This window comes from Oceanisphaera litoralis (assembly GCF_016907015.1).
In the GTDB taxonomy this organism is placed as follows: Bacteria; Pseudomonadota; Gammaproteobacteria; order Enterobacterales; family Aeromonadaceae; genus Oceanimonas; species Oceanimonas litoralis.
In genome coordinates this window covers 1-26,918 of sequence record NZ_JAFBBE010000011.1, presented here as the reverse complement: position 1 = coordinate 26,918, position 26,918 = coordinate 1, and the positions used below count along the sequence as shown (strand labels likewise).

The window sequence follows — 26,918 nt, the reverse complement described above, 5'->3', positions numbered from 1 at the left end:
TTATTCCTTGGGTTGCAGCCTGGCCACCTTGCGCGGCTGATACACGTGCACGGTAATTTCTTCCCGGTCATGATAGAGCTGCTTGGCCTGTACATGAAAGCCCCCCAGCTCGGCCAGCTTGTCCTTGAGCTGCTGCAGGTTATGCACCGCCTCGCCGTAACGCTTCTTCATCGGCAACTTCAGGTTGAACATGGCTTCCTGACAGTCTTCATTTACCAGCCAGTCGGCCATGGTCGCCACCACGCGCGCCGGCTTTTCGACCATGTCGCACACCAGCCAGTAGGTATTCTTGCGCGCCGGACGCCAGGTAAAACCGTCTTCCCGGTAATGCTTCACCTGCCCGGTGTCCATCAAGGCCTGACTCATGGGGCCATTATCGATGGCCGTGACCATCATGCCCCGGTTCACCAACTGATAGGTCCAGCCACCGGGCGCGGCACCCAGATCGACCGCACGCAAACCAGAGGTCAGGCGCAGATCCCACTCATATCGGGGGATAAACACATGGAATGCTTCTTCCAGTTTCAGGCTGGAGCGGCTGGGTGCATCGGCCGGAAAACGCAACCGCGGGATTCCCATGTGGAAGGGAGAGTTATTGAACGTATAGGAATACCCCAATATGGCATGATTATTGGCCATAAAAAACAAGTGCAATACGGGTTTGGTGTCCGACTCGTTACGGGTCAGCAACCCTTTGCCACGTAACGCCTGCCGCATGGGCACGGTAAATTTGCGGCAGAAACGGGACAGTTCCTTGCCGTCGTTGGTGTCCGGGGTTTCTACCCGGATATCACCACAGAGCTCCATGCCCTCGGCCGCTGCCAACAGCGGCGTGATGCGATCATCCAACGGCAAGTCTTTCAGCTCTGCCCAGACCACCAGCATCTGGCGAGCGAAAATCAACTCCCGAAACAGCAATTTGCGCGCCAGCAAATCCGCGTCGTCCGGCTGAAAACATTCGTAAATGACAAAGCCGCTGTCGTCCTTGGCACGGGCAAAACCGGGGCAACCGAACTGCCCCGCCCTGTCCTGAATTTCCGCTGCCGCCTCTTTCTCGAATCCGGGACGACAATATATCAATAACTGTTTCATCAAGACCTCAACCAGGTACGACCGGCCAGCAATACGCTTAACCAGCCCGCCATAAAACACACTCCCCCCAGGGGAGTTAACCAACCAATACCTTTGGTGCCAAACAGCACCAAAGCATAAATACTGCCACTGAACAACAGGGTGCCCAGTGCAAAACATGCCGCCGCGACCTGCAGCGAGCCTGCCGGTTTGAACCGCCAGGCCAACACCACCAGCAAGAGTGCCAGGGCATGATAAAACTGATATTGCACCCCGGTGTTGAAGGCACTTACCAGTCCGGCAGGCACACCACTGGCGGCCAGGCCATGAGCGCCGTAGGCACCCAGAGCAGTGGCACTCAGCCCCAGCAGCGCCGCCAGATAAAACCAGAAATTAACGAGCAAGCACAAACCTCCGCATGCCGGCCACAATGGCCGCCAGATTTCGCTCCAGTGTGGTGCCCGACGACTTGCGCGGACTGAAGCCGTGATCGCCGTCTTTCACCCACAGGCTTTTCACCCCCGGTGCCAGATCATAAGCGGCCACCGCCTCCCGATTGCCGAAGTTGTCCCGCTCGCCCTGTACCAGCAGGGTCGGCGTCGCGAGCGTGGCCAGATGCTGACCCCGAAACCGATCCGGCTTGCCGGGTGGCGTAAAGGGAAAACCCAGCAGGATCAGGCCGGCCGGGGCCAGTTCATCGGCCACCAGCGATGCCATGCGCCCCCCCATCGACTTGCCCGCCAGAAACAGCCGGGGATGGGCAAACTCGGCCGCCATCTCGCGCCAGCAGTCCAGCAGTGCCGGCTCCCGATCCGGGGGACGTTTGCGTCCGTCGGCCCGGGTTTTCCGCATGAAGGGAAACTCGAAGCGGATCACCTGAATCTGTTCATCGGCCAACCCCAATGCCAGGCTGCTCATCACCGCATGCTCCATGCCGGCCCCGGCACCGTGGGTCAGCAACACCCGGTTGGGGGCATTGTCGGCCCCGTTTATCAATACATGACTCATCCGTTCAGCGCCTTCTGCTGCTCTTCTTTAATCACCAACGCCAGCATCCATTCCCGGAAGGCGGCAATCTTGCCCAGGGCCGCCTGGGATTCGTGGCACACCAGGTAATAGGCATTCTTGGACATCAGCACCTGCTCGAAGGGGCACACCAGCCGCCCGGCATCAATCTCGGGCTGGGTCAGCACACTGTGCCCCAACGCCACCCCCTGGCCGTGAATCGCCGCCTGGATCACCATGGACGAATGGCTGAAAATGGGCCCCTGATTGACATTGGCCGCCTGAATGTCGAGCTGCTTGAACCAGGCTTTCCAGTCCCGCCGCGACGTATCGTGCAGCAGGGTCTGGTGCGTCAGATCGTCGGGGGTCTTCAACGGCTTGGTGCCCATCAGCAGCATCGGCGAACACACCGGGATCAGGTATTCCGCATGCAGCTTGTCGGCCCGCAGGCCCGGCCAGTTATCCTGGCCATAATAAATGGCCACATCCACGTCGTCGGTGAGCGAACCTTCATCCAGATCCACCGCCTTGATACGCACGTCTATGTCCGGATGCACCTCGCTGAAGCGTACCAGACGCGGCACCAGCCACTGAATGGCAAAGCTCGGCTGCAGGCTCACCGTCAGCGCGCCCTTGGCACTGCGCGCCAGCAGCCGCTCGGTGGCATCGGAGATACCGGAGAAAATATCCTTTATGTCCAGGAAATAGCTCTGGCCTTCTTCGCTCAACAGCAGGGACCGGTTGCGTCGACGAAACAGCTTGATGCCCAGGTATTCCTCCAACCCCTTGATTTGGTGGCTTATCGCCGCCTGGGTAACGAACAGTTCTTCCGCCGCCCGGGTAAAACTCAAGTTGCGGGCGGCGGCTTCAAATGCCTTGAGGGCATTAAGCGGGGGGAGTCGCCGAGACATCCATACCTCGATAAGATTTTCTAATGGCGGGATTATAGGGGGCCGACGAACGACAAGCCAGCACCGCCACCATAAAGCAGAACAATTATCGCCCACCCGCGGAGTGGCCTACGCCCACCGCCGAACATGCCGGTGCCGATATTCATTTTATGCCGTCGCCTCTGCTACACTGGGGGCCGCTTTTTCTTATCTTTTTCAGGCCATCCATGACCGACATGCTTCCCGTTTCCCTGCTCGACTGGCTGATGTTCAGCCTGGTGCTGTTGCTGACGTTGCTGGTTCTGTTCGCCCTGCTGCGCCGACTGTGGCGAGGGACACCCAAACAGCCCTATCAACAGAAGTTGCTGTTCAGCCCCGAATCCGCCGCCGCCCTGCGCTTACTGGACGAGGCCGTAGGATCACAACTGCGGGTCTTTGCCGCCGTCAGCCTTGGCGAACTGGTCGAGCTCAATCCCAAACTGAACAAGGCCCAGCGTGAACAGGCCATGAACGACCTCTATGGTGAGAAGCTGGACTTCGTGCTCTGCTCGCCCAAGGATCTCCGGGTCAACGCCGTGGTCGCCCTGATCGATGACAGCCTGAGCAAGACCGACGGTCGCCAGCGCCGGCTGCTGCTGCAGCATATTCAGGACACCGGCCTGCCGGTGGTCCATCTGTCGCCCAAAGACGGGCTCTCTGCTGCCGACCTGCGCGCCGAGATACTGGCCACCCTCAAGCGGCAGTCCCCCGCCATTCCGGCCCCTGTCGGACAAGGCCGCGTAGAACCGGTACTCAGCCTGCCGGACGAGGAACAAGCCGATGATCACAACGAGCCACGCTTTCGGTTGTAACGTCTCATCACACCCACAGGTCGCCGATAGGGGTATCCGGGCTGAAATGGTGGGCTATCTGCGCCTGCAACAGCTCGGCGGTGGCCAGGGCGTCGGTCAGCGCATGATGCGGCTGGTAAAACGGCAGATGATAACGGCTGCGGCTGTCGGCCAGCCGAATCGAAGCCGGTGTTTTTCCTCTCAACCGGGCCCATAACCCCAAAGGCTTGCTCCGGTGCAGCCGAGCCTCCAGCTCCATGGTATCCACCGCCGGAAACACAATACCTTCGTTCAGCCGCGCCTTCAGCGCCATATCGAGAAAGCCTCGTTCAATGGTTCTGTGATGCACCACCACCACCCGCCCGGCCAGGGCGGTGAGCAAGTCATCCAGCACCAGCAGCAAGTCCGGCGCCGCCTTCACCTCCGAATGGGTAATGCCGTGGATCACCACCGACTCCTCCGCCATCGGCTTGTGCGGATTCAAAATCCAGTGCCTGGCTTCCCGGCAGCGAATGCGCTGCAAGTCGAAGGGCACCAGCCCTATGCTGACGATGGCGTCTTTTTTCTGGTTGAGCCCCGTGGTCTCGAAGTCCATGGCCACAAAGGGCACCTCGGACAGGGGCGTCTCGGCATTGACGGCACCGGCACGATAATACCGCTCCAGCCGATAATCCCGGGCATGGCGGGCCAGCTCACCGAACTGGGTTTGCCACTCGGGCACCTCGGCATTCGGTCGGATATCATCGGATCTTAAATAGAACATGGTGCTTCCCTAACTCCGATTCGGCTGATAGCGAAACTTCAGAAATTTCTGCGCATGACTGAGGATCTGGAAGGCATCCTTCAGGTTGCGGCGCTCGAAGTCCGACAGATTCTCGGGCTCGATATTGTTGTCCGGCTCGGCGCCCGCCTCCACATCCAGCGCCTGGTGACGAATACGCACAGTGGCGATAAATTCCATGGCATCGCGCAGATCCGGGCCCCGCCCCTTGGGCAGTATGTTCGACTCGATCACATCGTTCAGCCGGTCGAAGGAATTGTGTGCCTTGGAGCCCACCGCCAGCGCATGTACCCGGATCAGGTCTGCCAGCGGCGCCGTGCCCCGCCGCTTGAGGTTAATGGAGTTGTTGTGCTTGCCGTCCTGCTCCATCACGAATTCCTTGAAAAAACCGAGTGGCGGCGTACGCCCCAGGGCGTTACGCGCCATGCTGGCCAGAAAACGCGGACTGCGCTTGGCCCGACGCGAGATAAAGGCATTCAATTGCTCGGCCCACTCGATTTTGCCGTAAACCCCGTCCAGGTCGAAGAATATGGAGCTGTTGAGCAAGGTTCGCGGGTTGGGATTGTCAATCCAGTCGCCGAAACACTGTTCCCACTGGCGACGGGTTTTCTGCCACTCCACATTGGTGGCCATGATATCCCCGGTGCAATAGCTGTAACCGCAGGCAGCCAGACCATCGCAGACCCGTTTGGCCAGGGCGGCAAAATAAGGACCGTGTTGAGCGGGCTCAAAGCGGTTATCGAGAATAATGGCATTGTCCTGATCGGTCACGATCAGCTGCTCGTCCCGCGCCATCGACCCCAACGCCAGAAAGCAGTAAGGCACAGGCGGCGGGCCCAGCTCGGCCTCGGCCAGCTCCAGCAGTCGCTGCTTGAAGCTGCGACCAATGCCGGCCATGGCGGTGCCTATCATCTGCGAGTTGGCGTCTTCGTTCACCATGCGCACGAAGCAGGCCTTCACATCGTCGGCAATGGCCGCCAGCTCGTCGGCGTTCTGTGCCCGAAAAATGTGTCGCACCACAAAGAGACTGCTGCGTGACTCGTGGCGCATCACGTCCGACAGGGCAATCACGCCGACCGGCTTGCCCTTGTGCAGTATGGGCAGATGGTGCAGGTTATAGCGCAGCATGATCAGCATGGCTTCAAACACGAACCGACCGCTTTCGAGCGCCACCAGTTCCGTCGACATCACCTCCTCCACCCCGGCCTCGGCCGACAGGCCCGCCGCCAGCACCCGGGTACGCAGATCCCGGTCGGTCAGAATACCGGCCACCCGTTCGTCGTCGGTCTGAGGGTCGGGGTGCAGCACCAGAATGGACGACACTCCTTCTTCGGTCATCTTCTGCGCCGCTTCCAGTACCGTGGCCGATAGCGCAATGGTCACCGGCTCGCGGGAGATCAGCTCGCGCACCGTCGAGGTCAGCAATTCATCGCCACCCTCCTGGCGGGAGACCGCCTGCCGCAGCCGGGTTCTGTCTTCCACTTCCACGAAGTCGGCAAAGGACTCAAAGCCCTCGTAAAGCTCGTTGAACAGCGCCTCGGGCAGGCAGTAGACCAGGGTGTCTTCCAGCGCGGTGGCCGACATTCGCACCCGATTGTTCATCAGCAGTCCCATCTGGCCGAACAGGCTGCCCTCGCTCAGGCGATTATGCAGCTCGCCGCTACGACGATACATCTCCACCGCACCACTGCGGATCAGATACAAGTCATGCACTTGATCCCCGTAATTAAGAATCGCGGTTCCGGCCCGGTAATAGGCAATTTCTATCTGCCCGGCGATATGCGCCAGGGTGTCTTCCTCCAGCATATCGAAGGGAGGAAAGCGGCGAATAAACCCCAGTATTTCAAGTTGCTCTGCTTCCATAACCAGACTCACTCAATACAAAAATAGAAAAAAGGCAGACGGGATGTCCCCCGCCTGCCTTTATACCGTCCAGACCCTGGTTTGGCCCGGAACTCAGCTCGCTCTTGGCTCCGATGCCAGCCCCTTGATCAGGGACACACACGATACCAGTAGCACTATGGTGAAGGGGAAGCCGGTCGATACCGCCATCGCCTGCAGCGCGGCAAGACCGCCGCCCAGCATCAGGGCTATGGCCACCAGACCTTCAAAGGTACACCAGAACACCCGCTGCGGTTTGGGCGAGTTGACCTTGCCGCCGGAGGCAATGGTGTCGATAACCAGGGAGCCGGAGTCGGACGAGGTCACGAAGAACACCACCACCAGAATGATACCGATAAAGGAGGTGATCTGCGCCAGCGGCAACGCATCCAGCATGATAAACAGCTGCAGCGGCACCGCGGCTTCGGCCACCGCCTGATAACCGTCGTTCACCAGCTGGCTGATGGCGGTACCGCCGAAGGCGGTCATCCACAGCACACAGGCGGTAGAAGGTATCAGCAGCACCGACACCAGAAACTCGCGTACGGTACGACCACGAGACACCCGGGCGATAAACATGCCGACAAACGGCGACCAGGAAATCCACCAGGCCCAGTAGAAGGCAGTCCAGCCCTGGGAATAATTGGCGTCTTCACGCTCGAACGGCATCGACAGCGCCGGCAGATGTTCCAGATAAGATGCCATGTTGGAGAAAAAACCGCTCAGTATGAGCAATGTCGGCCCGACAATGATCACGAACAGCAGCAGCAAGGCCGCCAGTGCCATGTTGATCTCGGACAGCCGTTTCACCCCGGCATCCAGTCCAGCCAGTACCGACACCAGCGCAATGGCGGTAATGACGATCACCAGCACGATTTCGGTGGTGGTGCCCGTTGGCAGTCCGAACAGAAAGTTCAGGCCGGCACTGGCCTGAGAAGCACCGAAGCCCAGCGAGGTCGCCAGGCCGAACATGGTGGCAATGACCGCCAGAATATCGATAAGATGACCCGGCCAGCCCCAGACCCGCTCGCCCAGCAGCGGATAGAAGACGGAACGTACCGTCAGCGGCAACCCCTTGTTGAAGGAGAAGATCGCCAGCCCCAGCGCCAGTATCGCGTAAATACCCCAGGGATGCAGTGCCCAGTGGTAAATGGTGGCCGCCATGCCCAGGCTTCTGGCGGCGTCGGCATCACCCAGTGCCGCCCCCAAGGGCGCCCAGTCGGTGCGCACCCCGTTTTCGATGCTGATGCCGCCGAAGGCGCTGCCGAAATGTGACAAGGGCTCGGACACGCCGTAGAACATCAGGCCGATACCCATACCGGCGGCAAACAACATGGAGAACCAGCCAATATAGGTAAAGTCGGGTGTGGCTTCGGTGCCGCCAATACGCACCTTGCCCAGGGGAGACACGATCAAACCCAGGCACACCAGCACAAAAATATTACCGGAACCGATAAAAAACCAGTCCAGGTTCGAGGTCAGCCAGCTACGCAGGTCGGAAAACAACGGCGCCACCTGATTCTGAAACGCCAGCGTCAGAAACACGAAGGCGACGATGGCCAGGCCCGAGATCATGAAGACCCGGTTGTGGATATCCAGTCCGAAGGGGCCTATCTGCAGGGCAATGTTGTCCTGCCCCACCTGATAATCGGTATCGATGGGATTCACCTTCCCTTCCGGGGCGATCACATCATGATTGTCTTTATCTGTCATTGCTCAGATCCCTTGCACCCTAAGTCATTAGAGTTGTAATGAAACACGCGGTAAAGTTAACACAAAAAACGCGATAACTTCTTGAATACAGAGCCAAGTGGTTACTTTGCAATCATTATGAAACGAAAAACAACAACCGTTCCCCCCTGTAACCTTTTGTTATATAAAGGGCGCCTGTGCCAGCCTGACTCCCACGGCCACACGCGCCCTTTATATAACAAAAGGTTACTTCAGGATAGCGGAGAAAAAGCGCCCTATGGCTCCGGCATGGGAGAATTCAGCAAGATGTCATACAGCGCCTGCGCGGCCACCGACAATTCATGATCCGCCCGGGCCACCATGCCCACCGCTTGTGCTATTACCGGATCCTTAAGCCGCACACAATGGGCTCCCAGTTCATGCATCTGTTTGATGCACAGCGCCGGCACCACGCTCACCCCAAGCCCGCAGCCCACCATACGGCCTATGGTAGTCAACTGATGACTTTCAAACGCCACCGGCAGGGTCAGTTTCTGCTGCCGCAGTTGTTGCTCCAGCATCAGACGTACCGCCGAGGGGCGTTGCAAGGCAATGAAAGGCTGCTCCAGCAATTGCCGCCAGCTCAGGGCCTGGTACTGCGCCAGCGGCGAACCGTCGGGCACCACGGCGACGAAGCGATCCCGATACAGCGGCGTAAACGCCAGGCCAGAGTCCGCGGCCGGCTCGAAGGTAATACCAAGCTCCACATGACCCTCTCGTACCAAATCGATCACCTGTTCGTTGATCACATCGCTGATGGTGACGTTGATGCCCGGATGACGGGTGCGAAATTCTCCCAGCAAGGGCGGCAGCAGATTGCCGGCAAAGGCAGGCATGGCCGCCAGCACCACCCGGCCCCGTTGCAGGGTAAAGCGCTGGCGCAGCTCGTCTTCGGTATTGTCCCACTCCACCAGCAAGCGCCGGGCCAGAGGCAACAAGGCCTCGCCCTCGGGGGTCAGCCGTACCTGGCGGGTGGTGCGGATGAGCAGGCGCCCGCCCAGATCGTCCTCCAGCCCCTTTATGGTCAGACTCAGCGCCGACTGGGACAGAAACAGCCGTTCACCGGCCTGGGCAAAATTCAGGGTCTGTGCCACCGCCAGAAAGGCCCGCAATTGTTTAACCGTCATTTTTGATTCCGCCTTTACTCACCCCTACTCCTCACCGGCCACAACCGAGACCGATATTCATTTAAAAAACTCATCAATCAATCACAAAATCAAACTTAACAAATAAATAACCCATGCGATACTCGACAGCAACAACTCATATCCGACGGTGCACAAACAAGAGGGAACTGTGATGGCAGGTTTCGATAAACGAGTACACAGCTACCGGGAAGCCCTGGCAGGGCTGGAAGATGGCATGACGGTACTGGCCGGTGGTTTCGGTCTCTGCGGTATACCCGAAAACCTGATCGCCGAGATCAAGCGCAAGGGCACCCGGGAGCTGACCATGGTGTCCAACAACTGCGGCGTGGACGGCTTTGGTCTGGGACTGCTGCTCGAAGACCGGCAAATCCGCAAGATGGTCGCCTCTTACGTGGGCGAAAACGCCCTGTTCGAGCAACTGTTGCTCAGCGGCGAGCTGGAAGTGGAGCTGACGCCCCAGGGTACCCTGGCGGAAAAAATGCGCGCCGGCGGCGCCGGCATTCCCGCCTTCTTTACCGCCACCGGCTATGGCACCGCCATCGCCGAAGGCAAGGAAGTGCGCGAGTTCAACGGCCGCCCCCATATTCTGGAGCCGGCCATCACCGGTGACTTTGCCATCGTCAAAGGCTGGAAGGCCGACCACTACGGCAACGTGATTTATCGTCACACCGCCCGCAACTTCAACCCGCTGGCCGCCACCGCCGGAAAAATCACCGTGGTGGAAGTGGAAGAAATCGTCGAGCCCGGCACCCTGGAGCCCAGCCAGATCCACACGCCCGGCATCTATGTGAACCGCATTATCTGCGGCCAGTTCGAAAAACGCATCGAGCAGCGCACCCTGCGTGCCTGATCCTGCTTTCGTTTCTTCCACCGCTGTTATCAAGGAGAACATCTCATGGCGCTAACCCGTGAACAAATGGCCCGGCGCGTTGCCCGCGAATTGCACGACGGATTTTACGTCAACCTGGGCATCGGCATTCCCACCCTGGTCGCCAACTATGTGCCCGAGGGCATGGAAGTGATGCTGCAGTCCGAAAACGGCCTGCTCGGCATGGGCTCCTTCCCCACCGAGGCGGAGCTGGATGCCGACATGATCAACGCCGGCAAACAAACGGTCACCGCCCGGGTCGGCGCCTCCATTTTCGACTCGGCAGAGTCTTTCGCCATGATCCGCGGCGGTCATGTGGACCTGACCGTGCTCGGCGCCTTCGAAGTGGACGTGCAGGGCAACATCGCCTCCTGGATGATACCGGGCAAGCTGGTCAAGGGCATGGGCGGCGCCATGGATCTGGTGGCCGGGGCCGACAACATCATCGTCACCATGACCCACGCCTCGAAAAACGGCGACTCCAAGCTGCTGCCCCTGTGCTCCCTGCCGCTGACCGGCGCCGGTTGCATCAAGCGGGTGCTGACCGATCTGGCCTATCTGGAAATCGAAGACGGTGCCTTCATCCTCAGGGAAAGGGCGCCCGGCGTCAGCGTAGAAGAAATCGTCGCCAAGACCGCCGGCAAGCTGATCGTGCCCGCTCGGGTGCCCGAAATGACCTTTGCCGACTGAGGCTTGTACCGACAGAAGCTTGTACCGACAGAGGAATGTGCTCTTGTTTCCCTGCTATGCCGGCATCATGGGCATGATCATGGGCTTGATAAAAAAAGCGCCTTAACGGCGCTTTGGGATAGCTCTCGTTTCTTGCCGATCAGGCTTTTTGCGCCAAGACTGCATCGATGTCCGCCGCCGAGTGACGCTCGGCCAGGGCCTCTCCCGGCTCGTCACTGGTACGATTAACGATGCGCCCTCTCTGTACCGCAGGCCGTGCGGCAATCTCTTTCGCCCAGCGTAATACATGAACATAACTGGCGGCATCGATAAACTCGGCGGCATCATACGCCCGCCCCAGCACCAGGTTGCCATACCAGGGCCAGATGGCCATATCGGCAATGCTGTAGTCGTTGCCGGCAATATACGGCTTGTCTGCCAGTTGCTGGTCCAGCACATCGAGCTGGCGCTTGGTTTCCATGGTGAAACGGTTAATGGCGTACTCTATTTTCACCGGCGCATAGGCATAAAAATGGCCAAAGCCACCGCCCAGATACGGCGCCGAACCTTGTAGCCAAAACAGCCAGTTCAGGGTTTCGGTACGTGCGGCAATATCGGCCGGCAAAAAGTGACCGAACTTGTCTGCCAGATACAACAGTATGTTGCCGGACTCAAACACCCTGATGGGAGCATCCGTCGAACAGTCCAGCAAGGCGGGAATTTTGGAGTTGGGGTTTATCTCCACAAAGCCGCTGGAGAACTGATCTCCGTCGCCAATGCTGATCAAATGCGCATCGTACTCGGCATCCGTGATGCCCAGCGCCAGCAGTTCTTCCAGCAGAATAGTGACTTTTTGGCCATTGGGCGTGCCCATGGAGTACAGCTGCAGCGGATGCCTGCCCCTGGGCAAGGCGTTATCGTGGGTGGCACCCGATACCGGACGGTTGGTTTTTGCCCAGGTGCTGCCATCGTCTTCCGGCACAGTCCACACGGTGGGAACGTGATATTCACGGGTCATACAGGCTCCTGTCAACACTATGGTTTTTATGCTTATGCAAGTAATACGACCACTTTAACAAAAAGGCCTGCGATTGCAGGCCTTTTCATTGGTTCGTTTGCTTTGTCAGCCCAGGTGTTTCAGCAACACGTCGGCAAACTGGGCCGGTACTTCTACCGAGGGCACATGGCCCACTTGCTCCAGGATAACCGGCTCGCCGGCACCGGCGCACTGGGCCAGGTTGCGCAGCGACTCGGGCGGGGTGGCCAGATCGTCACTGCCGCCCAGCAGCTGCAGAGACACGCCGTGGCCCTGCAGTTGCTCGCTGAAGTTGGCCTCGCCCAGCATTTCGCACAGCAGGGCGTAGCTGTTGGCATCGCCCCGGCCCATGATGGTGTTCCAGCCGGCCAGCAGGGCGGGCTGGGCCGCACAGGCGGCAGGACCAAACCAGCGCGGCACTATGTCCACGGCCATGCTCACCAGGCCCCGTTCCCGCACGGCGGCGGCCCGGGTTTGCCAGGCGTCACGGGTGCCGATTACCGCACCTGTGTTGGTGAGGGTGGCGGACAGCAGGCGCTCGGGGTGGGCGCTCAGCAGTTGCTGACCGATCACGCCACCGATGGAGGTGCCGGCAAAGTGGAAGCGCTCAGCGCCGGCCACCTCGGCCAGGGCCAGGGCTTCCGCCGCCAGGCTGGCGGGGGTGATTTCATCGCCGCTCCAGGCGGCGCTGCTGCCGTGACCGGGCAGGTCCCAGGTCAGCACGCGGTATTGGGGCAGCAGGGCGGGCAGCAGGTCATCCCACACCGCCTGACTCATGCCCAGGGGGTGTGCCAGCACGACCAGCGGCAGTTCGGCGTCGCCCAGCAGGCGGTAGCCAACGGCGCGGCCATTGATGTTCAGAAAAGACATTCGGCCTCCTAACAAGTAAAAAGAAAGGCCGGCCAACGCCGGCCTTTCGGGCAGATAAGGGGTTGCGCTGTGATTAAACGCGCTCGATCAGGGTGGCGATACCCTGACCCACGCCCACACACATGGTGCACAGGGCCAGACGCTTGTTCTGGCGGTGCAGTTCATGGGCGGCGGTCTGCAGCAGACGGGCGCCGGACATGCCCAGCGGGTGACCCAGGGCGATGGCGCCGCCGTTGGGGTTGACCCGGGCGTCGTCGTCCTTCAGACCCAGCTCGCGCATGCAGGCCAGAGCCTGGGCGGCAAAGGCTTCGTTGAACTCGAACAGGTCGATGTCGTCCATGGTCAGGTTGTGCTGAGCCAGCAGCTTCTGCACCGCCGGGATCGGGCCGGCGCCCATGATGCGCGGCTCAACGCCGGCGGTGGCCATGCCCAGTACCTTGGCCATCGGCTTGAGACCGTGACGTTCCACTGCCTCTTCACTGGCGATCAGCATGGCGGCGGCGCCGTCGTTGACGCCGGAGGCGTTACCGGCGGTCACGCTACCACCTTCGCGGAACGGGGTCGGCAGCTTGGCCAGCTTCTCGACCGTGGTGCCCGGACGCAGGTGCTCGTCGTCGGCGAAGATCAGCGGCTCCTGCTTGCGGCGCGGAATTTCTATCGCCACGATTTCCTCGGCAAAGCGACCGTTGCGCTGGGACTCGGCGGCCTTTTCCTGGGAGCGGGCGGCAAAGGCGTCCTGATCTTCCCGGGAAATGTTGAACTGCTCGGCGAGGTTCTCGGCGGTTTCCGGCATGGAGTCCACGCCGCACTGGGCCTTCATCAGCGGGTTGATAAAGCGCCAGCCGATGGTGGTATCTTCTATTTTCTGACCACGAGTAAAGGCGGAGTCTGCCTTGCCCATCACATAGGGCGCACGAGACATGGACTCCACGCCACCGGCCAGCACCAGATCCAGCTCACCGGCCTTGACGGCGCGCACGGCGGTGCCAACGGCATCCATACCGGAGCCGCACAGGCGGTTGATGGTGGTGCCGGGCACGCTTACCGGCAGACCGGCCAGCAGGGAGGACATGCGGGCCACGTTGCGGTTGTCTTCACCGGCCTGGTTGGCACAGCCCATGATGACTTCGTCGATGGCGGCCGGGTCCAGATTCGGCGCCTGAGCCAGCACGGCTTCAAACACGCGGGCGGCCAGGTCGTCGGGACGAACCGCCGCCAGGGTGCCGCCAAAGCGGCCGATGGCGGTGCGGCGGGGATGACACAGATATACCGGCTTCATTGAGCATCCTCCTTAGAGATCGGCTTGGCGTGATGCGCGGCGGTTCTGGCCTTGAGATCACGCAGTATGGCCAGTTCTTCGGCGTTCGGCTCGGGGGTCTGCGCCAGCTCGTCGGCAAAGCGTACCGCCCAGCCGGTGGCTTCGGTAACCTGCTCGCGGGTCACGCCCGGGTGCAGGGACACCACAGTCAGTTCCTTGGTGTCGGCATCGGGGGCCATCACGCACAGGTCGGTGATCACCTTGGTCGGGCCACGGCCGATGTTGGGCACACCGTCACGGCCCTTGCCGTCGCGGCCGTAGCCCAGGGTGGTGATGAAGTCGACCGCTTCCACAAAGGCGCGCGGCGAGTGCTTCAGGGTGATGAACACTTCCTTGGCGTTGGAGGCGATTTCGGGGGCGCCACCGCCACCGGGCAGCCGTACCTTGGGCGCCTGGTAATCACCAATCAGGGTGGTGTTGAGGTTGCCGTACTTGTCTACCTGCGCGGTACCCAGGAAGCCCACGTCGATGTGACCGCCCTGCAACCAGTAACGGAACATTTCGGGTACCGCTACCGTGGTCAGGGCCGACTCGCACAGCTCGCCGTCACCGATGGACAGCGGCAGTATTTCAGGCTTGGTCTGCAGGGTGCCGGATTCATAGATCAGGGTCACATCGGGCGCGTGGGTCAGACGTGCCAGGTTGGCCGCCTCGCTGGGCAGGCCGATACCCACAAAACAGGTCATGCCGTTGCTCAGGGCACGAGCGGCGGTCACCGTCATCATTTCGGAAGCGTTATATTCGAGTGTCATTAGGCTTGCCCTCCCTGGTTATAGACATTTTCTTGCAGCCAGTTGTTGAAGCTGTCGCGATCTCGTGCGATCGCATCCCATTCTTTATAAAAACTGTTGTCACGCGGGTAGTAACCGTGCGCATAAGACGGCGCGGCGCCTCGCTTCACCACGGCAATGGCATCGATGGCCCAGCCCGGGATCACGCAGGCATTGGGATCGGCCTGCAGGTCGTCGACGATTTCCTCGACGGTCACTATGCTGTGCTTCGCCGCCAGCACCGCTTCTTTCTGTACGCCGACGATGCCGGATACCAGCACGTTGCCCTGCCGGTCGGCACGCTGGGCATGCACAATGCTCACATCGGGTCGCACGGCGGGAACGGCCGCCAGTCGCTCACCGGTGAAGGGGCATTCAATAAAGCGGATCTGCGGGTTGACCTTGGGCAGGTCGCTGCCGATGTAACCGCGCAATACCGCCAGCGGCAGACCCGCTGCGCCCGCTTCATAGGCGCAGGCCATGGCCGCGTGACTGTGTTCGAAAATTTCGAGCGGCTTGGGATAGCCCTTTTCAACCGCATCGCGCAGACGATGCAGGGAACCCACGCCGGGGTTTCCGCCCCAGGAGAAGATCAGGCGCTTGGCACAACCGGCACCAATCAACTGATCATAAATAATATCGGGGGTCATGCGGATCAGCGTGAGATCCTGCTTTTCCTGCCGAATAACTTCATGACCCGCCGCAAAGGGGATCAGGTGAGTAAAGCCTTCCATGGCGATGGTAGCGCCATCCTGGACATAGTGAGCAACTGCGTCGTGCAAGCTCATAAAGTTGGCCATGAGTATTTGCCTCCCTGAGTAAAATCAAAAGTTCGTATAACGAACTATATGTTTGCATTGCGAACATAATTACACTGTTTTATTTATCTCGCAAACCCAAAATGGTTATTCACGCTCTCAGGTAACTTTAAGTAACTGTAAGTAACTGTAAAACATGTGAATATTTTTTAGCTTTGCGTGAAACTTTCAAAATAAGATAAATTATTCATGTGGTATGTTCGCATTGCGAACTTTTGTTATCATCAATTGCCCAGCACTTCCGCCGACTGCGACAGGAAAGACAACATGATAGAAGATAACAAACTCAGCCCGGACGATCGGGATTTCGTTACCGCCCTGGCCGGCGGGTTGGCAGTATTACAGGCGTTCGATCAAAACACCCCCCGTATGACCCTGAGCGAAGTGGCGGTCAAAACCGGCATGAACCGGGCCAAGGCCCGCCGTTTTCTGCTGACCCTGCATGCGCTGGACTACCTGAAAAAACAGCATCGTCATTTTGAACTGACTCCCAGGGTGCTGCAACTGGGCCATGCCTTTTTATCGGTTAATCGCTACGCAACCATGATCCAGCCCTATCTGGAAGACATTACCCGGGAAATACACGAGTCCACTTCTCTCGGCATCCTGGACGGCGACGAAGTGGTGTATATGGCGCGCTCTGCGGCGGAACACCGTTTGATGGCCATCCAGCTATCGGTAGGCACCCGCCTGCCCGCCGCCTACACCTCGATGGGCCGGGTGCTGCTGGCCCATCTGCCCGCCCCCCAACTGGAATCCTTTCTGGGCAAGGTCCGGCTGCTGGCTCACACAGGGCGGAGCATCGTCGAGCCCGATGAATTGCGCAAGGTATTGGAAGCGGTGCGCCGGCAAGGCTATGCCATCGTCGATCAGGAACTGGACCCCGGCCTGCGCTCGGTGGCGGTGCCGGTGTTCGATCAGCAGGGCTTTCTGCTGGGCGCCATCAACATCAGTACCAACGCGGGACGCGTAAACATGGAAACACTGCGCGGACGCTTTCTGCCCCTGCTGCAGGAAAAAGCCAGCCTGATACGAAAGGCGGTCGGTTGAGATACAGCGGAGGCCGGGCGTTTGCCATGTCGCCCCCTCACCCTCATCCTCATCCCCACCCTCACCCTCACACATCAGGGATAACGTCCACTTAGCCGGTTTTCTACCAGCTCCGCCAGTATGGTATTCACCAACCGCATCACCGCATTGGGGTTTTCACTACGACGACGCGATGCGATCACCGGCGTGGTGATGTTCTCATCGGCCACCGACATAAATTCCACTCCCTCCCGGCGCAGCTTTTTCACCTGATCGGGCACCAGGGCAAAGCCCATGTCCGAGGCCACCAGCGACAGTGCCGTCTGCAGATCGTTGACTTGCTGGATAACCTGTATCTTCAGACCCCGACGATGAAACAACCCCAGCGCCATATCGGAAAAGTTGGGCCCGCTGCCGGTAGGAAACGCCACAAAGGGCACCTCCGCCAGCTGCTGCATGGTCGGCTTATTCCCGGTCAGGGGATGACCCGCGGGCAAGGCGGCAATCAAGGGTTCATTGAACAGCATCTCCTGCTTTACATCCGGATCATCGATACGTATCCGGCCAAAACCGATATCGATCTTGCCACTCTTGAGCGCCTCGACCTGCTCCTGGGTCTTCAGCTCGTGCAGCACGATTTCCAGATTCTTGTTACGACGCAGGCGCCGCACCATCAAGGGCAGTTGCCCATAGAACACCGACGGCACAAAGCCGATGGAAAATACCGTCTTGCGGTGCTGGGCCACCTGACGCGTGCCTTCGATGCTGGCCTCGAGCTTGTCCATGATGGTGTGCACCTGCTGCAGAAAATACTGACCGCCCTGGGTCAGCTCCAGCCCCCGGGATTTGCGAATAAAGAGCTGGACTTCCAGTTCCTCTTCCAACTGCTTGATCTGCCGGGTTAACGGCGGCTGGGCAATAAACAACTTTTCTGCGGCTCGGGTCAGGTTCAGCTCTTGTGCCACCACCACGAAATAACGCAGATGCCTTAACTCCATCCATACCTCCAGGGTATCACTTGCAACTTAATCAATATTGGCTCGCATCGATACAAGGCATGTAACCTTCGCGCAACAAAGCAAACATACCGCACCGGGAGATTACATGTCCGCTACCATCCAGTCCATCGAAGCTATTCTGGTCGACATACCGACCATACGCCCCCACAAGCTTTCCATGACCACCATGGGCGTTCAGACCATGGTTATCGTGCGCATGAAAGACTCCGACGGTCTGGAGGGGCTGGGTGAAGCCACCACCATCGGCGGCCTGGCCTACGGCCCGGAAAGCCCCGAGAGCGTGAAGCTGACCATAGACACCTATTTCAAGCCCCTGCTGCTGGGGCAAGCGGCTGACAATATCAATACCCTGCGGGTAAGGCTGAACAATGCCACCCGGGGCAACAGCCTGGCCAAGTCCGCCATCGAGACCGCCCTGCTGGATTTGCAGGGCAAGCGCCTGAACCGCCCGCTGTCCGAGCTGCTGGGCGGCGCCGTGCACCAGCATATTCCGGTGCTCTGGACCCTGGCCAGCGGTGATACCGCCAAGGATATCGACGAGGCCAAAGGCCTGATCGCCGCCAAGCGCCACTGCGATTTCAAGCTGAAGATCGGCAGCCGTGCCCTGATGGACGACGTGCGCCATGTGGCGGCGATCAAGGCCGCCGTCGGCGACAGCGCCAGCGTGCGGGTCGATGTCAACCAGGCCTGGGATGAAAGCACCGCCGCCCGGGGCATGGCCGAGTTGCAGGCCGCCGGTATCGATCTGGTGGAGCAGCCGACCCCGATGAAGGATCATGCGGCCCTGGTTCGCCTGTCCGAGAAGTTCCATCTGCCCATTCTGGCCGACGAAGCCGTGGCCGATGCCACCGACATGTTCAGCCTGGCCGCCGCCGGCTTTGCCGGCGCCGTGGCCCTGAAAATTGCCAAGGCCGGTGGCCCGCTGCAGGCATTGAAGGTCGCCAATGTGGCCAGCGCCGCCGGTATCGGCCTCTATGGCGGCACCCTGCTGGAAGGCACCATCGGTAGCGTCGCCGCCCTGCATGCCTGGTCCACCCTCGACAAGATTCACTGGGGCACCGAAATGTTCGGCCCGCTGCTGATGAAGGACGACATCGTGGTCAAGCGGCTAAACTTCCATGACAACGGCGTGACCCTGCCCACCGGCCCCGGCCTGGGCGTCGAGATAGACGAAGACAAGCTGAATCATTATCGCCGGAAATAAACCGCCGGACCCCGGCACCCGTCGCAACGATTACCATACGGAGAAAGACACATGCTGTTCAAAGTCGAGATGAAGGTCAATATTCCCCAAGATATGCCGGCCGAAGTGGCCGCCGAGATCAAGGCCCGGGAAAAGGCCTACGCCCAGGAGCTGCAGGCCCAGGGTAAATGGCGCCACCTGTGGCGCGTTGCCGGCAGCTACGCCAACGTGAGCATCTTCGATGTGGCCGACAACGCCGAACTGCAGGATCTGATCAGTGCGCTGCCGCTGTTTCCCTACATGGACATCAGCGTCGCGCCCCTGTGCCGGCACCCGTCTTCCATCCATCAGGATGATCGTTAATCACTCAGTTCCGATAATTAGTAATAAAACAGGACCAGTCAGGAGACAGAGCAATGTCAGTAAAAACCATGCACACCCAGGAAGTCAAAGAACTGCTGGAAAAGGTAGCCGGACTCAACCAGGAAGGCGGTAACGACCGGGTCAAGACCATCGTTCACCGTGTAATGCACGACCTGTTCCAGATCGTTGAAGATCTGGACATCACTCCCGATGAGTTCTGGCGCGCCATTTACTACATCAACGACCTGGGCAAGAACGGCGAAGCCGCCCTGCTGGCCCCGGGCATCGGTATTGACAAGTACCTGGATATCCGCATGGATGCCGAAGACGAGCAGGCCGGCCTGGCCGGCGGTACCCCGCGCACCATCGAAGGTCCCCTGTATGTGGCCGGCGCCCCGGTATCCGAAGGCTTCGCCCGCATGGACGATGGCACCCAGGATAGCGAAACCATGATCCTGACCGGTGTGGTCACCGATCAGGACGGCAAGCCCCTGCCCAACACCAAGGTTGAAATCTGGCACGCCGACCTCAAGGGTGGCTACTCCTACTTCGACAAGTCCCAGAGCGAGTACAACCTGCGTCGCACCATTATGACTGATGCCGAAGGCCGCTACACCGCCCAGAGCATCATTCCGTCAGGCTACGGCTGCCCGCCCGAAGGCGCCACCCAGGCCCTGCTGAACCTGCTGGGTCGTCACGGACAGCGTCCGGCGCACATTCACTACTTTGTGTCCCAGCCGGGCTACAAGCACCTGACCACCCAGATCAACCTGTCCGGTGACGAATACACCTACGACGACTTCGCCTTCGCCACCCGCGAAGAGCTGGTCTGCGACGCCGTGCGCATCGAAGACAATGCTGCCGCCGAGCAATACGGCCTGAACAAGCCGTTCACCAAGGTGGAATTCAACATTCAGCTGGTTGCCTCCGACAAGCCCGAGCACCAGCAGCGCCACGAGCGCCTGCGCGCCCTGGAAAGCTAAGCGACCGGACACAAAATTTTTAATACCACGCTGTGTGTGGACCGACCGCCTGCTGCCAGCAGGCGGTCGGGTATCACAGAGGCCCGAACAGGCCGACAGCGCCAGATGGAGTAAGGAAACATGACTCGCCAACTCGACCGACTCGAAAAGAAGATCCGGGGCGCAGTAGAAGCCGACCCGGCCACCGGCCACTATCGCTGTGACCGTGGCGTCTTCAACGATCAGGAACTGTTCGACCTGGAGATGAAACACATCTTCGAAGGCAACTGGGTGTACCTGGCCCACGAAAGCCAGCTGGAAAATCCCGGTGACTACTACACCGCAACCATTGGTCGCCAGCCGGTAGTGGTTACCCGCTCCAAGGAAGGCGAGCTGCAGGCGTTGCTGAACACCTGTTCTCACCGTGGCGCCACCCTGTGCCGCAAGAAGCAGGGCAACAAGACCTCCTTCACCTGCCCCTTCCACGGCTGGACCTTCAAGAACGACGGCAAGCTGCTGAAAGCCCGCGATCAGAAGAAGGGCGGCTACCCGGAGAGCTTCAACACCGACGGTTCCCACGATCTGAAGCGCCTGCCGAAGTTCGAGTCTTACCGCGGCTTCCTGTTCGGCAGCCTCAATGCGGACGTACTGCCGCTGACCGAGTATCTGGGTGAAACCACCAAGATCATCGACAACATCGTCGATCAGGCCGAAGACGGTATCGAAATCCTGCGCGGCAGCTCTACCTATACCTACGAAGGCAACTGGAAGCTGACCGCCGAAAACGGCGCCGATGGCTACCACGTGGGCACAGTGCACTGGAACTACCTGTCCACCATGGGCCAGCGCAACTACGACAAGGGCGGCACCGAGGCGGTGGATGCCAAGAGCTGGTCCAACGAGGGCGGCTTCTATGGCTTCGAGCATGGCCACATGATGCTGTGGACCCGACTGACCAATCCGGAGGTACGTCCGGTTTACAGCCAACTCGAACAGCTGCAGGAAAAAGTGGGCGAGGCCCGTGCCGATGCCATCGTCAACACCACCAAGAACCTGTGCCTGTACCCCAACGTCTACCTGATGGATCAGTTCTCCACCCAGATCCGGGTGCTGCGCCCGATTTCCGTCAACAAGACCGAAATCACCATCTATTGCTGGGCACCCAAGAACGAGCCGGCTGCCGAACGGACCAAGCGTCTGCGCCAGTACGAAGACTTCTTCAACGTCAGCGGCATGGGTACGCCGGACGATCTGGAAGAGTTCCGTGCCTGCCAGGAAGGTTATTCGGCAAGCGGCCTGAAGTGGAACGACATGAGCCGTGGCGCTGCCCACTGGATTGAAGGTCCGGATGCCGGTGCCAAGGCCATCGACCTCAAGCCGATTCTCAGCGGTACCAAGCCGGAAGACGAAGGCCTGTACGTGACCCATCACCAGCATTGGGTCAAAGAAATGCTGCAGGCGGTCGAAGCCGAGCGCGCCCAGCTGATTTCCATCACTTCCATGGAGGACTCCGAATGAACTTTGAACAAATTCAGGCGTTTATCTACCGTGAAGCCCGCCTGCTGGACGACCGTCAGTGGGACGAGTGGCTCAAGTGCTACAGCGAAAACGTAGTGTACTGGATGCCGGCATGGGACGACGAAGACCAGCTGACCGAGAACCCCCTGACCGAGATTTCACTGATTTATTATCCGAATCGTGATGGCCTGGAAGATCGGGTGTATCGGATCAAGACCGAACGTTCCGGTGCCAGCTCCATGCCGGAGCCGCGCACCACTCACCTGACCAGCAACCTGGAGATCCTGTCCCGGGAAGGCAACGAGGTGAAACTGCGCTTCAACTGGCAGACCAACAGCCATCGCTACCACAAGACCGAAACCTTTTTCGGTACCTCCTTCTATACCCTGGATATCGGCGGCGAACAGCCCCTGATCACCGAGAAGAAGGTAGTTCTGAATAACGATTACATCAATCAAGTGATTGATATCTATCACCTGTAATTGGTGGGGAGAAAGAAAATGAGTTACAACATCGCGCTCAATTTTGAAGACGGCGTTACCCGCTTCATCAGCTGTAATGAAGGGGAAACCGTACTGGATGCGGCCTACCGCAACCAGATCAACCTGCCGATGGACTGCTCTGATGGCGTGTGTGGCACCTGCAAGGGCAGTTGCCACCAGGGCCAGTTCGAGCTGGGCGACGAGTACATCGACGAGGCGCTGACCGACGAAGAAGCGGCCGAAGGCAAGATCCTCACCTGCCAGATGGTACCGTCCAGCGACTGTGTGGTGGAGATCCCCGCCGCCTCCACCCTGTGCAAGACCGGCATCGCCAGCCTCACCGGCACAGTGGTCGAAGTCAACCTGATTTCTCCGACCGCCATCGAACTGAAACTGACCGCAGACGACGATATTGCCTTTCTGCCGGGCCAGTACGTGAACATCCAGGTGCCGGGCACCAAGGAAGTTCGCGCTTATTCGTTCAGCTCCAAGCCCGGCAGCCGGGAACTGAGCTTCCTGATCCGCAATGTGCCGGGCGGCCTGATGAGCAGTTATCTGGTCGGTCAGTGCAAGGCCGGCGACAAGCTGACCCTGACCGGTCCCATGGGCGTGTTCTACCTGCGTCCGGTCGCCCGCCCCGTGCTGATGCTGGCCGGCGGTACCGGCCTGGCACCCTTCATGGCCATGCTGGAGCACCTCAAGGCCGAAGGCACCGACCAGCCGACCCACCTGCTCTACGGGGTCACCAACGACGACGATCTGGTGTGTGTCCAGGCGCTGGAGCAATTCGCCGCCGAGGTTGAGAATTTCAGCTTCAAGACAGTGGTTGCCAGCGCCGACAGTGCTCACCCGCTCAAGGGCTATGTGACCAACCATATGGAAGACGCCCCCATCAATCATGGCGAAGTGGACGTCTACCTGTGCGGTCCGCCCCCCATGGTGGATGCGGTACTGGGCTACTTCCGTGCTCAGGGCATTGAACCCACCTCGTTCCATTACGAGAAGTTCAGCCCCAGCGTCTCCGCAGAGGCGGTAGCATGAAGCCGCGTTTCACCGACAAGGTCATGGTGATCACCGGTGCCGCCCAGGGGATCGGGCGGCGGGTGGCCGAACGGGCGGCGGAAGAAGGTGCACGCCTGGTACTGGTTGACCTGGCCGATTACGTGCACGAGCTGGTGGCGGACCTGAACCGGCAGGGGGTCGAGGCCATCGCGGTGCAGGCCAACCTGGAAACCTGGGACGGCGCTGACAGCGTGATGACCCGGGCCGCCGAGCATTTTGGTGGTATCGACATTCTGGTCAACAACGTAGGCGGCACCATCTGGGCGCAGCCCTACGAACACTACAGCCCGGAGCAGATCCAGAAAGAGGTGCAGCGGTCGCTGTTTCCCACCCTCTGGTGCTGCCGGGCCGTGTTGCCGCACCTGCTGAAACGTGAAGGTGGCGTCATCGTCAATGTGTCTTCCGTGGCGACCCGCGGCCTGATGCGTGTACCCTACGCGGCGGCCAAGGGCGGCGTGAATGCCCTTACCGTGGCCCTGGCGTTCGAGTATGCCGAGCTGGGTATCCGGGTTAACGCCACCGCCCCGGGCGGCACCGAGGCGCCGCCCCGGTTGACCCCGCGCAATACCGAAGCGCAGGGCGAGCGGGAGCAGCAGTGGTACCAGACGCTGGTTGATCAAACCAAGGCCACCAGCCTGATGCATCGCTACGGCACCCTGGACGAACAGGCGGGGGCCATTTTGTTCCTCGCATCAGAGGATGCCAGCTACATCACCGGCACCATTCTCCCGGTCGCCGGCGGCGACTTGGGCTGACAAGCAGTAAAGGCTGCCCGAGGATGGGCAGCCTTTTTTTTGGCCCTCAGGGGCCAATCCCCACTCCTGGGTTAAGGAAAGAATACGGAGTAATACCGGATGAGACAGATAGATGTAAACCAGACCATAGACAATGCCAGCTTCACCCCCTTCCACTGGAAGGTGCTGTTCTGGTGTTCCCTCATTATTATTTTCGACGGCTACGACCTGGTTATCTACGGCGTGGTACTGCCGTTGCTGATGGACCAGTGGGCCCTCAACCCCTATGTGGCCGGCCTGCTCGGCAGCAGTGCCCTGTTCGGCATGATGTTCGGCGCCATGGGATTCGGCATGCTGTCGGACCGGCTCGGACGCAAGAAAACCATTCTTATCTGCGTGATGCTGTTCAGCGTCACCACCGTCATCAACGGCCTGGTCACCAATCCCTGGCAATTCGGCATCTTGCGCTTTATCGCCGGCCTGGGCATCGGTGGCGTTATGCCCAATGTGGTGTCCTTGATGAGCGAATACTCCCCGAAGAAAAGCCGCAGCACCTTGGTGGCGCTGATGTTCAGCGGTTACGCCGTGGGCGGCATGATGTCGGCCGGCCTGGGGATCTGGATAGTGCCCAACTACGGCTGGGAAATCATGTTCTATCTGGCTGCGGTCCCCATGCTGCTGCTGCCGCTGATGATAAAATACCTGCCCGAATCGGTCGCCTTCCTGATGGCGCAGAACCGCCGGGAAGAAGCCCGCGGCCTGCTGCAACAGGTTGATCCGGCTCAGCAGATCACCGACAAGGATGAGCTGGTCGTTCCCCCTGCCAACGTGCAGAAGGCGCCGGTACTGGAGCTGTTCCGCGGTGGTCGCACCCTGAGCACCCTGATGTTCTGGACCGCCTTCTTCTGCTGCCTGCTGATGGTGTATGCGCTGGGCTCCTGGCTGCCGAAACTGATGTCCGCGGCCGGTTACGAGCTGGGCTCCAGCCTGATGTTCCTGATGGTGCTGAACATCGGTGCCATCATCGGTGCCGTGGGCGGCGGCTGGCTGGCCGATCGCTTCTCGCTGCGCTCTGTGCTGGTGAGCTTCTTTCTGCTGGCGTCCGCCTCCCTGGTGTCGCTCGGTTATCCGCATCCGATGTGGCTGCTGTACAGCCTGATGGCCGTGGCCGGCGCCACCACCATTGGCTCCCAGATCCTGCTGTATGCCTATGTGGCCCAGTTCTACCCGGCCAACATTCGCTCCACCGCCCTCGGCTGGGCATCGGGCATCGGCCGTAACGGCGCCATCCTGGGCCCCATGCTGGGCGGTACCCTGCTGGCCCTGGCATTGCCACACCAGATGAACTTCCTGGCTTTGGCCGTGCCCGGCGCCATCGCGACCGTCGCCATCGCCCTGGTGGGTCGCCGCCAGGCTGTCGCCAACCAGGCAACCGATGGCACCAAAGTGGCCGCCGACAGCTGATTGCCGGCCAATGACTAAACAGCCCCGGTCTGTGCCGGGGCTTTTTTTATTGTTCACCCTTATTCCGAGGAGCTGAATTATGTCGTCTTTTCTGCGTGACTTGTCATTACCTGCCGTTGCCGCCGGCTTTCTTGCCGTGCTGGTGTCCTACGCCGGGCCACTTGCCATCTTTTTTCAGGCCGGCGCCAGTGCCGGGATCTCGGAACAGATGATGACCTCCTGGGTGTGGGCCATCTCTATCGGTGCAGCCATCTCCGGCATATTGCTGTCGTTCTGGCTCAAGGCACCCATAGTAACCGCCTGGTCGGCACCCGGCACTGCCCTGCTGGTCACCCTGTTTCCCGACTTGTCACTCAACGAAGCGATTGGCGCCTATGTGACGGCGGCCGCCATTACGCTGTTGATTGGGGTTTCCGGTCTGTTCGATACCGTGGTTCGCCTCATTCCCAAGGGCGTGGCCGCCGGCATGATGGCCGGTATTCTGTTTCAGTTCGGCGTGGGGGCCTTTACCGCCATGGAAACCTCGCCGGCCCTGGCCATCGGCATGCTCATTGCCTATGTGTTTTTTCGCCGAATGTGGCCCAAGTACACCCTGGTCCTGCTGCTGGTCGTCGGAATTATGCTGGCCGTGTGGTTTGAAGGTGCGTCCCTTTCCGGTATTCGCTGGGAGCTCGCCACGCCCCAATTCATCAGCCCGGAATGGACCCTGTCCTCCACCCTCAGCCTGGCCCTGCCGCTGGTGCTGGTTAGCCTGACCGGGCAGTTCCTGCCGGGTATGGCGGTGTTGCATAACGGCGGCTACCCAGTCAGCGCCAAACCGGTGCTCGGGGTGACCAGTCTGGTGTCGCTGCCCATGGCCCTGTTCGGCGGTATCAGCATCGTCGTGGCCGCCATTACCGCCGCTATCTGCGCCAGCAAAGACGCCCATGAAAAGCCCGAGCGTCGCTATGTTGCCGGCGTCTTCAACGGCGTTTTCTATTTGGTGGGCGGCCTGTTCGCCGGCACCATTGTCAGCCTGTTTACCTCCCTGCCCTCGGCCTTTGTCGCCGTATTGGCGGGCCTGGCCCTGCTTGGCGCCATTACCGGCAACCTGTTGACCGCCCTGGACAATGCCCGCGAACGCGAGGCCTCGGTGATTACCTTTATCGTGACCGCCTCGGGCCTGTCCTTGTACGGACTGTCATCGGCGCTGTGGGGCGTGGTGATCGGCTATGGGGTGCATCTGGTGCTGACCCAAAGCGTCGATATCACCGGCAAGGCTCGGTGGCTGGCGGTGTTGAACAGGAACCGGGAAGGTTAAAGGTTAAAGGTTATACCAATCGGATTGGCTATGTATGAGTTAACTGTGTCTACACTGTATTTATATACAGAAATATGGTGGGCCAGATTATGGAATGGTCTTATAAGGAGCTAGAG

Annotated in this window: 27 protein-coding genes; 13 read left to right on the top strand and 14 right to left on the bottom strand. The window is 59.9% G+C overall.

All coding sequences use genetic code 11. The features are described from left to right. Genes rlmM through HNR62_RS08370 form a run of 4 tightly spaced genes read right to left on the bottom strand, consistent with a single transcriptional unit; the run spans position 1 to position 2,987 of the window. Positions 1-1,092 (bottom strand): 23S rRNA (cytidine(2498)-2'-O)-methyltransferase RlmM, encoded by a 1,092-nt coding sequence (gene rlmM / locus HNR62_RS08385; protein WP_204795637.1) that lies wholly within the window; start codon positions 1,090-1,092, stop codon positions 1-3. Continuing rightward, positions 1,092-1,475: a DUF423 domain-containing protein gene (locus HNR62_RS08380; protein ID WP_204795636.1), complete on the bottom strand. Its 384-nt coding sequence runs from the start codon at positions 1,473-1,475 to the stop codon at positions 1,092-1,094. The genes rlmM and HNR62_RS08380 overlap by 1 nt, the downstream gene beginning before the upstream one ends. Further along, on the bottom strand, positions 1,465-2,079 hold the full coding sequence (locus HNR62_RS08375; protein ID WP_204795635.1) for an alpha/beta fold hydrolase: 615 nt from the start codon (positions 2,077-2,079) through the stop codon (positions 1,465-1,467). The genes HNR62_RS08380 and HNR62_RS08375 overlap by 11 nt, the downstream gene beginning before the upstream one ends. Beyond that, positions 2,076-2,987 carry a transcriptional regulator GcvA gene (locus tag HNR62_RS08370; protein ID WP_204795634.1) on the bottom strand — a complete coding sequence of 304 codons (912 nt, stop codon included), beginning with the start codon at positions 2,985-2,987 and terminating at the stop codon, positions 2,076-2,078. The genes HNR62_RS08375 and HNR62_RS08370 overlap by 4 nt, the downstream gene beginning before the upstream one ends. A 206-nt stretch (positions 2,988-3,193) precedes the next feature. On the opposite strand from HNR62_RS08370, the gene HNR62_RS08365 reads away from it, so the two are divergent. Beyond that, positions 3,194-3,817, top strand: a complete 624-nt coding sequence (locus HNR62_RS08365; protein ID WP_204795633.1) for a DUF2726 domain-containing protein — start codon at positions 3,194-3,196, stop codon at positions 3,815-3,817. Positions 3,818-3,824: 7 nt separating this feature from the next. Here HNR62_RS08365 and HNR62_RS08360 read toward each other — a convergent pair whose 3' ends face one another. The 4 genes from HNR62_RS08360 to HNR62_RS08345 form a co-directional block, all read right to left on the bottom strand. Beyond that, positions 3,825-4,559, bottom strand: coding sequence for a 3'-5' exonuclease (locus HNR62_RS08360; RefSeq protein ID WP_204795632.1), 735 nt, complete (start codon positions 4,557-4,559; stop codon positions 3,825-3,827). A 9-nt stretch (positions 4,560-4,568) separates the two neighbouring features. Next, positions 4,569-6,440 carry a DUF294 nucleotidyltransferase-like domain-containing protein gene (locus HNR62_RS08355; protein ID WP_204795631.1) on the bottom strand — a complete coding sequence of 624 codons (1,872 nt, stop codon included), beginning with the start codon at positions 6,438-6,440 and terminating at the stop codon, positions 4,569-4,571. A 93-nt stretch (positions 6,441-6,533) separates the two neighbouring features. Continuing rightward, positions 6,534-8,171, bottom strand: coding sequence for a BCCT family transporter (locus HNR62_RS08350; RefSeq protein WP_204795630.1), 1,638 nt, complete (start codon positions 8,169-8,171; stop codon positions 6,534-6,536). A 254-nt stretch (positions 8,172-8,425) separates the two neighbouring features. After that, a complete protein-coding gene (locus tag HNR62_RS08345; RefSeq protein ID WP_204795629.1) occupies positions 8,426-9,316 on the bottom strand; it encodes a LysR family transcriptional regulator in 891 nt (296 codons plus the stop codon). A 172-nt stretch (positions 9,317-9,488) separates the two neighbouring features. Between HNR62_RS08345 and HNR62_RS08340 the strand changes: the two genes are divergently transcribed. Both HNR62_RS08340 and HNR62_RS08335 read left to right on the top strand, forming a co-directional pair. After that, positions 9,489-10,187: a CoA transferase subunit A gene (locus HNR62_RS08340; protein ID WP_204795628.1), complete on the top strand. Its 699-nt coding sequence runs from the start codon at positions 9,489-9,491 to the stop codon at positions 10,185-10,187. 45 nt (positions 10,188-10,232) lie between these two features. Further along, positions 10,233-10,895, top strand: a complete 663-nt coding sequence (locus HNR62_RS08335) for a CoA transferase subunit B (protein WP_204795627.1) — start codon at positions 10,233-10,235, stop codon at positions 10,893-10,895. A 139-nt stretch (positions 10,896-11,034) separates the two neighbouring features. Here HNR62_RS08335 and yghU read toward each other — a convergent pair whose 3' ends face one another. The 5 genes from yghU to HNR62_RS08310 all read right to left on the bottom strand — a co-directional run bounded on the left by yghU (position 11,035) and on the right by HNR62_RS08310 (position 15,668). Then, positions 11,035-11,892, bottom strand: a complete 858-nt coding sequence (yghU, locus tag HNR62_RS08330; protein ID WP_204795626.1) for a glutathione-dependent disulfide-bond oxidoreductase — start codon at positions 11,890-11,892, stop codon at positions 11,035-11,037. Between the two features lie 105 nt (positions 11,893-11,997). After that, on the bottom strand, positions 11,998-12,780 hold the full coding sequence (locus tag HNR62_RS08325) for an alpha/beta fold hydrolase (protein WP_204795625.1): 783 nt from the start codon (positions 12,778-12,780) through the stop codon (positions 11,998-12,000). A gap of 73 nt (positions 12,781-12,853) precedes the next feature. After that, positions 12,854-14,059 carry a 3-oxoadipyl-CoA thiolase gene (gene pcaF, locus HNR62_RS08320; RefSeq protein ID WP_204795624.1) on the bottom strand — a complete coding sequence of 402 codons (1,206 nt, stop codon included), beginning with the start codon at positions 14,057-14,059 and terminating at the stop codon, positions 12,854-12,856. Continuing rightward, the gene (locus HNR62_RS08315; protein ID WP_204795623.1) at positions 14,056-14,850 is read right to left on the bottom strand and encodes a CoA-transferase subunit beta; all 795 of its coding nucleotides are present in this window, start codon (positions 14,848-14,850) and stop codon (positions 14,056-14,058) included. Before HNR62_RS08315 ends, pcaF begins: the two co-directional genes overlap by 4 nt. Then, positions 14,850-15,668, bottom strand: a complete 819-nt coding sequence (locus HNR62_RS08310; protein WP_204795622.1) for a CoA transferase subunit A — start codon at positions 15,666-15,668, stop codon at positions 14,850-14,852. The genes HNR62_RS08315 and HNR62_RS08310 overlap by 1 nt, the downstream gene beginning before the upstream one ends. Positions 15,669-15,953: 285 nt before the next feature. Between HNR62_RS08310 and HNR62_RS08305 the strand changes: the two genes are divergently transcribed. Then, positions 15,954-16,736, top strand: coding sequence for an IclR family transcriptional regulator domain-containing protein (locus HNR62_RS08305; RefSeq protein WP_204795621.1), 783 nt, complete (start codon positions 15,954-15,956; stop codon positions 16,734-16,736). Positions 16,737-16,810: 74 nt separating this feature from the next. Here the strand turns inward: HNR62_RS08305 and HNR62_RS08300 are convergent, their stop codons facing one another. Continuing rightward, positions 16,811-17,713, bottom strand: coding sequence for a LysR family transcriptional regulator (locus HNR62_RS08300; RefSeq protein ID WP_204795620.1), 903 nt, complete (start codon positions 17,711-17,713; stop codon positions 16,811-16,813). A 106-nt stretch (positions 17,714-17,819) separates the two neighbouring features. Here HNR62_RS08300 and HNR62_RS08295 point away from each other — a divergent pair, with 106 nt between their 5' ends. The 9 genes from HNR62_RS08295 (at position 17,820) to HNR62_RS08255 (ending at position 26,802) form a co-directional block, all read left to right on the top strand. After that, entirely contained in the window at positions 17,820-18,938 is a 1,119-nt protein-coding gene (locus tag HNR62_RS08295; RefSeq protein WP_204795619.1) for a muconate/chloromuconate family cycloisomerase, read from the top strand. Positions 18,939-18,989: 51 nt separating this feature from the next. Next, the gene (gene catC / locus HNR62_RS08290) at positions 18,990-19,280 is read left to right on the top strand and encodes a muconolactone Delta-isomerase (RefSeq protein WP_204795618.1); all 291 of its coding nucleotides are present in this window, start codon (positions 18,990-18,992) and stop codon (positions 19,278-19,280) included. 53 nt (positions 19,281-19,333) lie between these two features. Beyond that, the gene (gene catA, locus HNR62_RS08285) at positions 19,334-20,263 is read left to right on the top strand and encodes a catechol 1,2-dioxygenase (RefSeq protein ID WP_204795617.1); all 930 of its coding nucleotides are present in this window, start codon (positions 19,334-19,336) and stop codon (positions 20,261-20,263) included. A 120-nt stretch (positions 20,264-20,383) separates the two neighbouring features. Further along, positions 20,384-21,760, top strand: coding sequence for a Rieske 2Fe-2S domain-containing protein (locus tag HNR62_RS08280; RefSeq protein ID WP_204795616.1), 1,377 nt, complete (start codon positions 20,384-20,386; stop codon positions 21,758-21,760). Beyond that, complete coding sequence (gene benB, locus HNR62_RS08275) at positions 21,757-22,242, top strand: benzoate 1,2-dioxygenase small subunit (RefSeq protein WP_204795615.1); 486 nt, start codon at positions 21,757-21,759, stop codon at positions 22,240-22,242. The genes HNR62_RS08280 and benB overlap by 4 nt, the downstream gene beginning before the upstream one ends. Before the next feature lie 18 nt (positions 22,243-22,260). Further along, positions 22,261-23,283, top strand: coding sequence for a benzoate 1,2-dioxygenase electron transfer component BenC (benC, locus tag HNR62_RS08270; protein ID WP_204795614.1), 1,023 nt, complete (start codon positions 22,261-22,263; stop codon positions 23,281-23,283). Next, positions 23,280-24,059, top strand: a complete 780-nt coding sequence (gene benD, locus HNR62_RS08265) for a benzoate diol dehydrogenase BenD (protein WP_204795613.1) — start codon at positions 23,280-23,282, stop codon at positions 24,057-24,059. Before benC ends, benD begins: the two co-directional genes overlap by 4 nt. 99 nt (positions 24,060-24,158) lie before the next feature. Next, complete coding sequence (locus HNR62_RS08260; protein ID WP_204795612.1) at positions 24,159-25,502, top strand: MFS transporter; 1,344 nt, start codon at positions 24,159-24,161, stop codon at positions 25,500-25,502. A 79-nt stretch (positions 25,503-25,581) separates the two neighbouring features. Next, on the top strand, positions 25,582-26,802 hold the full coding sequence (locus HNR62_RS08255; RefSeq protein ID WP_204795611.1) for a benzoate/H(+) symporter BenE family transporter: 1,221 nt from the start codon (positions 25,582-25,584) through the stop codon (positions 26,800-26,802). The last annotated feature ends 116 nt before the right edge of the window (positions 26,803-26,918 follow it).